The sequence below is a fragment of the Microbulbifer sp. ABF4_148 genome, from assembly GCF_056158985.1.
The window spans coordinates 2,340,782-2,351,831 of sequence record NZ_JBSWUI010000001.1; the positions used below are offsets into that span (position 1 = coordinate 2,340,782).

At 59.0% G+C, this 11,050-nt stretch carries 12 protein-coding genes; 11 read left to right on the forward strand and 1 reads right to left on the reverse strand.

Annotation, left to right across the window (positions count from 1 at the left end):
• The first annotated feature begins 2 nt into the window (after positions 1–2).
• The 3 genes from ACXAD0_RS10195 to ycjG all read left to right on the forward strand — a co-directional run bounded on the left by ACXAD0_RS10195 (position 3) and on the right by ycjG (position 2,443).
• Positions 3–977, forward strand: coding sequence for a MucB/RseB C-terminal domain-containing protein (locus tag ACXAD0_RS10195; RefSeq protein WP_475088300.1), 975 nt, complete (start codon positions 3–5; stop codon positions 975–977).
• On the forward strand, positions 970–1,419 hold the full coding sequence (locus ACXAD0_RS10200) for a SoxR reducing system RseC family protein (protein ID WP_475088301.1): 450 nt from the start codon (positions 970–972) through the stop codon (positions 1,417–1,419). The genes ACXAD0_RS10195 and ACXAD0_RS10200 overlap by 8 nt, the downstream gene beginning before the upstream one ends.
• Positions 1,420–1,492: 73 nt before the next feature.
• Positions 1,493–2,443 carry an L-Ala-D/L-Glu epimerase gene (gene ycjG / locus ACXAD0_RS10205; protein WP_475088302.1) on the forward strand — a complete coding sequence of 317 codons (951 nt, stop codon included), beginning with the start codon at positions 1,493–1,495 and terminating at the stop codon, positions 2,441–2,443.
• On the opposite strand, the gene mpaA is transcribed toward ycjG, so the two are convergent.
• Entirely contained in the window at positions 2,431–3,141 is a 711-nt protein-coding gene (gene mpaA, locus ACXAD0_RS10210; protein ID WP_475088303.1) for a murein tripeptide amidase MpaA, read from the reverse strand. The genes ycjG and mpaA overlap by 13 nt on opposite strands.
• A 242-nt stretch (positions 3,142–3,383) precedes the next feature.
• Here mpaA and ACXAD0_RS10215 point away from each other — a divergent pair, with 242 nt between their 5' ends.
• From ACXAD0_RS10215 to acpS, 8 genes are all read left to right on the forward strand, one after another.
• Complete coding sequence (locus ACXAD0_RS10215; protein WP_475088304.1) at positions 3,384–4,781, forward strand: Do family serine endopeptidase; 1,398 nt, start codon at positions 3,384–3,386, stop codon at positions 4,779–4,781.
• Between the two features lie 142 nt (positions 4,782–4,923).
• Positions 4,924–6,729 carry a translation elongation factor 4 gene (gene lepA / locus ACXAD0_RS10220; protein WP_475088305.1) on the forward strand — a complete coding sequence of 602 codons (1,806 nt, stop codon included), beginning with the start codon at positions 4,924–4,926 and terminating at the stop codon, positions 6,727–6,729.
• Between the two features lie 75 nt (positions 6,730–6,804).
• Entirely contained in the window at positions 6,805–7,572 is a 768-nt protein-coding gene (gene lepB, locus ACXAD0_RS10225) for a signal peptidase I (protein WP_475088306.1), read from the forward strand.
• Positions 7,573–7,619: 47 nt separating this feature from the next.
• On the forward strand, positions 7,620–8,069 hold the full coding sequence (locus ACXAD0_RS10230; RefSeq protein WP_475088307.1) for a DUF4845 domain-containing protein: 450 nt from the start codon (positions 7,620–7,622) through the stop codon (positions 8,067–8,069).
• Positions 8,062–8,748, forward strand: coding sequence for a ribonuclease III (rnc, locus tag ACXAD0_RS10235; protein WP_475088308.1), 687 nt, complete (start codon positions 8,062–8,064; stop codon positions 8,746–8,748). The genes ACXAD0_RS10230 and rnc overlap by 8 nt, the downstream gene beginning before the upstream one ends.
• A gap of 88 nt (positions 8,749–8,836) precedes the next feature.
• Entirely contained in the window at positions 8,837–9,736 is a 900-nt protein-coding gene (gene era / locus ACXAD0_RS10240) for a GTPase Era (RefSeq protein WP_475088309.1), read from the forward strand.
• A gap of 131 nt (positions 9,737–9,867) precedes the next feature.
• A complete protein-coding gene (recO, locus tag ACXAD0_RS10245) occupies positions 9,868–10,617 on the forward strand; it encodes a DNA repair protein RecO (protein WP_475088310.1) in 750 nt (249 codons plus the stop codon).
• On the forward strand, positions 10,607–10,999 hold the full coding sequence (gene acpS / locus ACXAD0_RS10250; protein WP_475088311.1) for a holo-ACP synthase: 393 nt from the start codon (positions 10,607–10,609) through the stop codon (positions 10,997–10,999). The genes recO and acpS overlap by 11 nt, the downstream gene beginning before the upstream one ends.
• The last annotated feature ends 51 nt before the right edge of the window (positions 11,000–11,050 follow it).

An 11,050-nucleotide genomic window follows, 5' to 3' on the forward strand; every position in this document is an offset into this window, starting at 1 on the left:
TTGTGCTTCGATACTTTGCGAATTTGACCACTGAAGCCAACAGCTTGCTGTTGGCTTTGTTGTTGCTGGCGCCTTCGGCCATTGCCCAGCAAGAGGGAACACCGGATCGCCAGTCGGTATCAGGTGGCGTTGACTATTGGCTCGACAAATTGGGCCAGTCGGTCAGTGAGCTTGAATACAGCGGTTTGGTGACGTTTGAACATGGTGGCATGCTCGAGACGCTGCAGGTGGTGCACGGCCTGGATGAGGGCGTACCCATCGAGCGCGTGCGTTACCTGAGCGGGGAGCCCCGCGAACTGATTAGTCGCGGTAATCCTACCTGTGAACGCGGTGCGACACTGCTCGGGCGCGCGATGCTCGGGAATCCCACGGTGCGTGCGCGCCTGCGAGAGGCCTATCAATTTGCCTTGCGCGGTAACGAGCGCATCGCTGATCGCGACACTGTGGTCATCGAAGCGCGGCCGCGCGATCCCCACCGTCTCGGAATGTTTCTCTATATCGATCGTGATACGGGCTTGCCACTGAAATCCATGCTGATTGGCACTCAGGGGCGGGTGCTCGAGCGCTACCAGTTTGTGCAGCTGGATCTCACCCCGTTGGCTGAAAATGCGCTGGAGCCGCGTTCCGCGAACGTAAAGCGCATCGATAACAGTGAAGCCTGCAAAGAGACGGAAAGTCGTTGGCGCTTGAGTTGGCTCCCGTCTGGCTACCAACAGGTCGCGGTCCGCCGCCTGGCCGATGGCGAAATGCTGGTGTTCAGTGATGGCCTCAGTATGTTCTCCGTGTTTGTGCAACATCGACCCGGACTGGATTTCCAGGGGCGGGCGATGCGTGGCGCCACCGTGGCCTATATGAACCGTATCGACGCCGATGGCACCAATTACACCGTAACGGTTGTCGGCGAAATACCGGGCGCAACCGCAGAGCGGGTAGCGGCCTCTGTGGCGCTGGAAGGTGCGGGGCAGCAGGGTGGTTGAGGAGCGGGGCCGGGTGGTCGCCGTTGAACAGGACGCGATCTGGGTAGAGACGGTACAGCAAACCACCTGCGGCGGCTGTACCGCCAAATCCTCCTGCGGCACGGGTTTATTGGGCGATTATTTTGGCAGCCGATCCCGTATCAGAATTGCCCTCGGCGAGCGGGATTCCGAGTCTATCGAGATCAACGATACTGCCGTGATTGGCGTACCGGAGCGCGCGGTGACGCGCGGTGTGCTCTTGTTGTATCTGGTGCCGTTGCTGGCCTTACTGGGCGGGGCCATTATCGGCGATCGCTATGCAGGTGAAATTGGAGCCATTGCCGGGGCTGTCCTCGGCCTGCTCGTCTCGGCGATCGCCGTGCGCTGGTACAGTGCGGTACAGCGTGCCAATTCCCTCTACCAACCGGTGTTGATCCGCATTGAGCCCGCGCTGTCGGGCTGATTACTCCTACACTTGCTGGAAACCCTGATAAAGGACCCGAGAGCACTCGGGAGGCCCCGTACAGGAGATTCCAATGCGCGCGCGTTGCTTTATCGAGCGCTGGCCCCTTAAAACCCCATTTGTCATCTCCCGCGGTGTGCGAACCGAGGCCGTCGTTGTCGTTGTTGAACTTGACGACAACGGAATCATCGGCGTTGGCGAATGCACACCTTACGCACGCTATGGTGAGACTCCCGAGCAGGTGATGGCGGAAATCGACGCGCTATTGCCGGAAATTGAATCGGGCATGGATCGCCATCGGCTGCAATTGCGTTTGGCAGCTGGCGCAGCGCGCAATGCGCTGGACTGCGCGTTGGTCGATCTTCATCGACAACAGTGTGGGGAAACGGGAGCGCCGGGTCCTGAGGTACTCCCTTCGGTGCAAACGCTGGCCATTGACGCACCGCAGGCGATGGCTAGGCGTGCCAGTGAACTGGTGGCCGCCGGAGTTGAAACCCTGAAACTGAAACTCGATGAAACGGATGTGGAGGCGCGTGTCGAGGCCGTACGCGCGGCGGCGCCCGGTGCGCGTCTGGTTATCGACGCCAATGAGTCCTGGGGTGTCGAGGGCCTGGAGGAGCGCTGTGCGATGCTCGCGCACCACGAAGTGAGCATGCTCGAGCAACCACTGCCGGCGGATAACGATCACTTTCTGGAAACCTTCCCGCACCCGCTGCCGATCTGTGCCGATGAGAGCTGCCACACCCGCGCCGACCTGCCGCGACTGGAAGGACGGTATGACATGTTGAATATCAAGCTGGACAAGACCGGTGGCATCACAGAAGCCACCGCACTCGCGGCTCAGGGCAAGGCCAAGGGGTTTCGCCTGATGCTCGGCTGTATGTTGTGTACCTCGCGGGCAATTCGCGCTGCCTGGACGCTGGGCGAAAACATGGAATTCTGTGATCTGGACGGCCCCACCTGGCTGGCGCAGGACGCCCGGCCATCATTGCGTTTTGATGCGGGCAGGGTTTATTGGTCGTAACAAAGCAGGGCCATCAGTGCTTCCAGGTAGTCCTCGCTGGCTGCGTCGGCGGAGATCGGTGGATACTCGATGGTGATGCAGGGCAGGCCGCGTTCTTTGCACCAGCCGCCAAAGGAGCCGTGTACGGCGTAGCCGACGTCGCTGACAAGGGGCAGTGACAGCTGTTGTGACAGCCAGTGGCCAAGCGGAGATTCGTCCGGATCGTCAATGCAGGCCAGTGGCTCGTGAATCGATACCACCCAGACCGGCATCAGTTGGTCAATGAGCGCGCACAGTGCGCGGGTTTCCGCTTCGGATCCTCCGCTTTCACCAGTTGCCAGGCGCACATCGCGCTCATCTGCCATGGAATTCCAGCGGTACACCGTTCCCCCAGCCTGCCAGGTGGCCGTGGGGAAATTGCGGTTGATATCGACCCCGCGGCCATTGCAGCGCAGTCCAAGCTGACTGCCATCGGGATTGGCGGTGAGGACAACGTGGTGGCGCAACGCGCCGGGTGACAGGGTCCGCAGGGCACAGGACAGGGAAACGATGGCCGCCGCTTCATCGCCGTGGGTACCGGCCAGTACCAGACCCGCCCCGGTTGAGGCCGGGTTCTGTGCCGGAAAGTAGACCAGTGGCGCCCCCAGTTCGGAGCGTCCATAGGTCTCGAAGGGCAGGCCAAAAAAGCCTCGTTCTGGGCGCGGGCGACGGGGATTCATGCGGTTTCGTGACTACCTCGGTCGTTGGGATGGTGACGGCTTAACATTCATTAACAAAGTTCACAGAACTTTTGTGGACGAATCGCCACTAAACAATGAAGGCACGCCCCCAGGGCGATGCCGATAACGTAGGCCGGCCAGTCAGTGCCCGATTTTGGGGGGATGGCCGCCGGATACACGAAAAGGCATTTTTTCATGCCACTCCAGTCATATTAGAAGGGATAACTAGGGGTAACAAACCGATGGTTACACGCAGTATTCAGGTGTTGCTGACGATCTTTCTCTTTGTTTCCGCGGGCGCTTCCGCCAGGGGGCTGCCAGAACTCACCGACCTGATCGAGGAAAACTCGCCCGCGGTCGTCAAAATCAATACGGTAGAGCGGACCCGCGTGGCGCGGGGGGGGATGTCCCCGCGTTTTCAGCAGGAGATTCCCGATATCTTCCGCCACCTGCTTGAGCCCCGGCGTCGCGAGCAGCGTCCGGTGGCCAGCATGGGGTCCGGGTTTATTATTTCCAGCGATGGCTACGTAGTCACGAATAATCATGTGGTGGAAGGCGCGGATCAGGTGTTGGTGACCCTCACCGACCGCCGCGAATTTGAAGCCCGTGTGATCGGCACGGATCCTCGGTCCGACCTGGCACTGCTCAAGGTGGACGGGAAAGGGTTGCCCTCCCTGGACTGGGGGGATTCCGAGGACCTGAAAGTCGGTGAATGGGTAGTTGCCATCGGGTCGCCGTTCGGCCTGGACTATTCCGCTTCCGCGGGTATCGTCAGTGCGATGGGGCGCAGTATTCCCAACGAAAGCCGCGAGAACTACGTCCCGTTTATCCAGACGGATGTCGCGATCAACCCGGGTAATTCGGGCGGTCCGCTGTTCAACCTGGAAGGCGAAGTCATCGGTATCAACAGCCAGATTTACACCCGCAGCGGTGGATCGATTGGCCTCTCATTCGCGATACCCGCGCATCTCGCCCGCGATGTGGTGGCTCAACTGAAAGACAAGGGCCGTGTCGATCGCGGATGGCTCGGGGTCGGAATCCAGGATGTGGACCGCAAGCTGGCGGAAGCCATGGGGCTCGGCAAGCCTAATGGGGCGCTGGTTGCCCAGGTTGAGGCCGGTGCGCCCGCCGCTGAGGCCGGTATTCTCGCAGGGGATATCATCACCCGCTTTAACGGACAGAAAATCAGCATGTCCGGTGACCTGCCCCATGCGGTGGGCCAGACAAAGCCCGGCACGGAAGTGAATGTTGATCTGATGCGCAAGGGCAAAAACCACCGCATCAAGGTGGTGGTGGGTGCGCTCACCGGTGACGACAGTGAGCAGCAGGCTTCGTCCACGCCTTCGACCGAGATCGGCGGCCGCCTGGGGCTGGTGGTGGGCGATATTCCCGAAGCCATGAAGCAGCGGCAGGGCGTCGATAGCGGGGTCCTGGTCAAGCAGGTTGTGCCGGGCAAGCCCGGTGCAAAAGCGGGATTGCGTTCCGGCGATGTCATCGCCCAGCTGGGATTTGAAGAGGTCCAGAATATGAAGGACTTCGATGACGTGGTCGCGGACATGCCGAAAAAAGAGCTGCTGCCCATCCGATTCTTCCGCGGCGGCCAGCCGACTTTCCGTACCATTCAGATTGAGGATGACTGATCGTGATCCTGTGCCGTGGCCCCAAATTGGGGTCGCGGCGACTTCCCCCTGCCCAGCCACCCCTGCCTTTGGTAGACTTGCGCCACGTCTCTGGTTGTAATTCCAGATAACCTTTTGATTTTTATAGGATTTCTACTCCGCTGTGGCCACAGATCTCTCCCATATCCGCAATTTTTCCATTATTGCCCACATCGACCACGGCAAATCCACACTCGCTGACCGCTTTATTCAGGACTGCGGTGGCCTCAGTGATCGGGAAATGGCCGCACAGGTCCTCGACAGCATGGATCTGGAGCGGGAGCGCGGTATCACCATCAAGGCGCAGAGTGTGACCCTCGATTACACCGCGCGCGATGGGAAAACCTACCAGCTCAATTTCATCGATACCCCCGGACACGTGGATTTCTCTTATGAGGTCTCCCGCTCCCTGGCCGCCTGTGAAGGGGCCCTGCTGGTGGTAGACGCTGCTCAGGGCGTCGAGGCGCAGTCGGTCGCGAATTGCTACACCGCTATTGAGCAGGGCCTTGAGGTGATTCCTGTCCTGAACAAAATGGACCTGCCCCAGGCGGACCCGGACAAGGTGGCGGAAGAGATTGAGGACATCATCGGCATTGACGCCACGGAGGCCACACGCTGCAGTGCCAAGTCCGGCCTCGGTGTGCAGGATGTTCTCGAAGATCTGGTACGCCTGGTACCGCCGCCGGAGGGGGATGTCGATGCGCCCCTGCAGGCTCTGATTATCGACAGCTGGTTCGACAGCTATCTGGGCGTTGTGTCTCTGGTCCGCGTGGTCCAGGGCACCCTGCGCACCAAGGACAAGATCGTCACCAAGTCCGTCGGCCGAGCGCACGTCGTCGACAGTGTTGGCATCTTTACGCCGAAGCGGACCGAAACCGGTATGCTCCGCGCGGGTGAGGTGGGCTTCGTCGTCGCGGGTATTAAAGACATTCATGGTGCACCGGTGGGTGACACACTGACCCATGCAAAAGGCGTTGACGACGTCGACATGCTGCCAGGCTTCCAGAAAGTGAAGCCGCAGGTCTACGCGGGCTTGTTCCCGGTCAGCTCGGACGACTACGAGGCATTCCGGGATGCCCTGGACAAACTGTCGCTGAACGACGCCTCCCTGTTTTATGAGCCGGAGACCTCCGATGCACTGGGCTTCGGTTTTCGCTGTGGCTTCCTGGGCATGCTGCACATGGAAATCATCCAGGAGCGCCTGGAGCGGGAATATGACCTGGACCTGATTACCACGGCGCCGACCGTAGTGTATGAAGTTCAGATGAACGATGGCGAAGTGGTCACCGTCGACAACCCGTCGCGACTGCCAGATTTGGGCTCGATCGAAGAGATGCGCGAGCCTATTGCCGAGGTCAATATCCTGGTGCCACAGGAGTACCTGGGTAATGTCATTACCCTGTGCGTCGAGAAGCGCGGTATCCAGAAGGATATGCAGTACGTGGGCACCCAGGTATCGCTTCGATACGACTTGCCCATGAGTGAGGTGGTGATGGATTTCTTTGACCGCCTGAAGTCGGTCAGCCGCGGATTCGCCTCGCTGGATTACGGTTTTGTGCGATTTGACCCGGCAAAACTTGTACGCCTCGATATCCTGATCAATGGTGACCGCGTGGACGCCCTCGCATTGATTGTCCACCGGGAGAATGCGCAGCAGAAGGGCCGCGCAATGGCCGAAAAAATGAAAGAGCTGATCCCGCGACAGATGTTTGATGTCGCCATTCAGGCTGCCATCGGCGGCCAGGTGATTGCGCGGACAACGGTCAAGGCACTGCGCAAGAACGTGACCGCAAAATGTTACGGTGGCGATGTCACGCGTAAGAAGAAGCTGCTCGAAAAGCAGAAGGCCGGTAAGCGCCGGATGAAGCAGCTGGGTCGCGTAGAGGTGCCTCAGGAGGCATTCCTGGCCGTGTTGAAGGTTGATCAATAGCCCCGGAAGTGGCTATTGATCGGCCCATCAGAACAATGAATGCAATAAAACAGTAAGGCTGTCCAAGAGAACAATATGGATATTAATTTCCCCCTTATTCTGCTGTGGCTGGTTGCAGGCAGTGGTGCAATCTGGCTGGTAGATAGCCTGTTTTTTGCCCGGCGTCGGCGCGAGCAGGCCGGTGCGGGCGCCGAGGATCCTGTGGTCGTCGAGTACGCCAAATCCTTTTTCCCGATTCTGGCTATTGTGTTCGTGCTGCGCTCGTTCATCGTCGAACCCTTTCAGATTCCGTCCAAGTCCATGGTGCCCACCCTGGAAGTCGGCGATTTTATTCTGGTGAACAAATTTGCCTACGGACTGCGCCTGCCGGTATCACGCACCAAGGTGGTGGATATTGGCGAGCCGGAGCGCGGCGATGTTATGGTGTTTTTTCCGCCACATATGAATGATACTTACTTCATCAAGCGGGTAATCGGCTTGCCCGGCGACCGGATCAAGATCGAGAACAACATGCTCTACATCAATGGTGAGCTGGCGTCTCAGGAGCTGATACAGGCGGTCCCGCCCGGCAACCCGCTGAAAGAGGTGATGTGGGAAGATATTGATGGTCATCGCCACCTGATGGCCAAAAACGTGCGGCCGAGTCGGTTTGCGAACTTTAATGGCGTGGTGCCAGAGGGGCACTACTTCATGATGGGGGACAACCGTGACAACAGCCTGGATAGCCGTGAGTGGGGTTTCGTCCCCGAGAACGATATTGTCGGCAAAGCGTTTGCGATCTGGATGCATTGGGACAAGCTGACCAGCGTGCCCAGCTTCAAACGTGTGGGTTCAATCGAATAGCACAGTGCAGTAATCACGCTCGATAAGATAACAATGGGAGCAGAACCATGAATCAATCCGTTAATCTCAATAGTAGTGGCCTGGGTGCGCAGCGCGGTCTGAGTTACTGGTCTCTGCTGATGATTATCGCCGTTTTCGGATTTGTGCTGACCTGCGTGTCCAAAATGGGCCCGGGTTATATCGATGCGTATTACGTCGAAGAGGGCTTGAAGGAGCTTTCCAAACGCCCGAATATTCGGGAAATGAGCCGGGCTGACATCAAGCGGGAGCTCGGTAGCTATTTCCTGATCAACAACGTGCGGGGCGAACCCACCAAGTCGGTCAGAGTGCTGCGTGGCGCAGACAGCGTCCTGGTCAGTATCGACTACGAACTGCGTCAGCCCTTGCTGGCTAACATTGATGTCGTAATGAAATTTAACAAGCAGCTCAACACCGCCAAGGCGGATCAGTGCTGTGAGCCGCTGGTAGACCTGGAACAATTTGTCAAAAGTGAGTGATATCCACCTGCAGCGCCTGTGTGGCCGCCTCGGACACAACTTTCAGCGAGAGGACTTGCTGGAGCTGGCGCTGACCCACCGCTCCCGCGGTCGCACCAATAACGAGCGTCTCGAGTTTCTCGGCGATTCCATTCTCGGCTTCACCATCGGTGCGGCCCTGTTTGAGCAGTTTCCGCAGGGGCGTGAGGGCGAGTTAAGCCGCTTGCGGGCAAAACTCGTCAGTGGGGAAAGCCTGGCCGAGCTGGCTCGCGAGCTGGAAATTGGCGACTGCCTCCTGTTGGGGGAGGGCGAGATGAAAAGTGGCGGCCATCGCCGTGCCTCGATTCTTGCCGATGCCGTGGAAGCCCTGATCGGGGCCATTTACCTGGATGCCGGGCTCGAAGCGGCCCGCGCCCGTATTCTCGCCTGGTTCGATAGCCGGCTCGCAGAGCTGTCACTGGAGACCGCGAAAGACCCCAAAACACGACTACAGGAATGGCTGCAGGCCCAGCGCAGGCCTCTACCTGAATACGCCGTGGTGCAAGTCAGCGGTAAGGAGCATGCCCAGCAGTTCGTAGTGGAGTGTCGCGTGAAGGGGTTAGCCAAGCCCACACGCGGTGAGGCAAGCAGTCGTCGCAGTGCCGAAAAAATTGCCGCTTCCCTGGCCTTCAACCAACTTACCGGCACCGATAGTGACTGACTGATTGGTCGCCACGTTAACATCCTTGCTGATTACCGAAATCACCGCGCTGGTCCTCCGTTTGGCCGCGTGAATCGGAGACTCTTTCTTGACTGAACAACCTTCTCGCTGCGGATATGTTGCAATCGTGGGCCGTCCCAATGTCGGCAAATCTACCCTGCTGAACCACTTGCTCGGCCAAAAGATTGCGATTACCTCGCGCAAGCCCCAGACAACCCGACACAATATGCTGGGTATCAAAACCGAGGGGCCCAACCAGATTATCTTTGTGGACACCCCGGGGTTGCACGGAGATGCGGAAAAAGCCATCAATCGCTATATGAATCGCGCCGCGAGCAGTGCCGCGCGGGATGTGGATGTGGTGGTTTTTGTGGTGGAGCGAGCGCGGTGGACCGAAGGCGACCAGCTGGTGGCGGACAAGCTGCGGGGAATCAAAAGCCCGCTGGTTATCGCGGTCAACAAGGTGGATCAGCTGGAGGACAAGGCTGAACTGCTTCCCCAACTGCAGGCCCTGGCAGAACAGCATCCCAAAGCCGAAATCGTGCCGATCTCAGCACTGCGGGGGGTGAACCTCGACACGCTGGAAAATGTCATCACCGGCTTTCTTCCGGAGAGTGAGCACTTTTTCCCGGAGGACCAGATTACGGACCGCAGCTCCCGGTTTCTGGCCGCCGAAATCGTACGAGAAAAAGTCATGCGTCAGCTGGGTGCCGAAATCCCATATCAGGTGACCGTTGAGGTGGAAGAGTTTTCCGACGAGGGCGGTATCCTGCACATCAGTGCGGCAATATTGGTTGAGCGGTCGGGACAGAAACGTATCCTCATTGGTAACAAGGGCGACCGTATCAAGCAGATTGGCAGCGAAGCCCGTAAAGACATGGAACGCCTGTTCGATAGCAAGGTCATGCTGAACCTCTGGGTAAAAGTAAAATCCGGCTGGTCTGATGACGAACGCGCGTTGCGCAGCCTGGGCTATCGCGACGAATAATGCGCTGAGTAGAGTCTTGCGCGACGATTGGTCGGGGGAGCTGCATCTCCCCCGGCACTAACTGCAGCGCAAGTGCGCCCGCGAAAACTATCCGAGAAGTACCGACAACTATTTGCCCCTACGGGACTTCCATGCCTCAAGCACCCATACAGCAACCCGCTTATATCCTGCATACACGTCCTTACCGGGATACCAGCCTGATTGTGCAGTTGCTCACCCCCGAGCAGGGGCTGATCAGCTGTATTGCGCGCGGGGCCCGCCGCGATAAGCAGCGTCGCCAGCAAGCGTTACAACCCTTTGCGCCGTTGCTCGTTTCCCTGTTGGGGCGGGGGGAGCTACGCACGCTCGGCCCGGTGGAAAACGCCGGGGCTGCGCTCTGGTTAAAGGGTAGGGCGCTGTATGGTGGGCTCTATGCCAATGAGTTACTGGTGCGCTTGCTGCCCGAAGGGGAGACGCAGTATGCGCTGTTTGCTGCTTACCAGTCTCTCTTGAGCCAGTTGGCTGCGCTAGATGGTTCCGACGCACGACAGCTGGAGGCACCGTTGCGCTATTTCGAGCTGACGCTGTTGCAGCAGTTGGGCACCTGCCCACAACTGGATTTGTGCGTGGAGACCCAGAGCCCGGTGCTTCCGCACGGCTGGTATCGACTGTTGCGCGATCGAGGGGCTGTCCCGGTCCATCGGCAGGACGCAAGTGCCCGAATCGACGAGTTCAGCGGGAGCGATTTGCTGGCGCTGGGGCGCTATCATGCGGGTATCGAACTCAATGAGGCCCAGCTTGCCGCGGCCAAGCGTCTCAGTCGTGTGTTACTCCAGCCGCTACTCGGTCGTCGTCCCCTGCGAAGTCGGGAGTTGTTCAAACAGGTTTATCATGATCATTAGTATCGGCACAGATATTTGCAGCTATTCCCGCGTGGAAAAGGCCTGGCACCGGTTTGGTGAACGCTTTGTCCAGCGGGTCCTGTGCGCCGCAGAGCGCGAGGCGTTTTCGCAACTGGCCGCGGCAAATCAGGGGGCCTACCTGTGCAAGCGATTCGCGGCAAAAGAAGCGTTGGGCAAAGCCCTGGGTACCGGGATCGGCGAGGGGATTTCGTGGCAGGACATCGAGGTGCGGCGCCGGCAACGGCAGGCGCCGCAAGTCATGCTGAGCGGTGCCGCCAGGGAGCGCGCTCAGTCAATGGGCGTCGAACGGGTGCATCTGACACTTTCTGATGAGCGTGATTTCGCCGTGGCTTTTGTGGTGTTCGAGGGGGCTCATCCCTAAGCCCATAAGCCCGCGTGCTGGCAGGCAAATACTGCCAGCACGCGCGTTAGC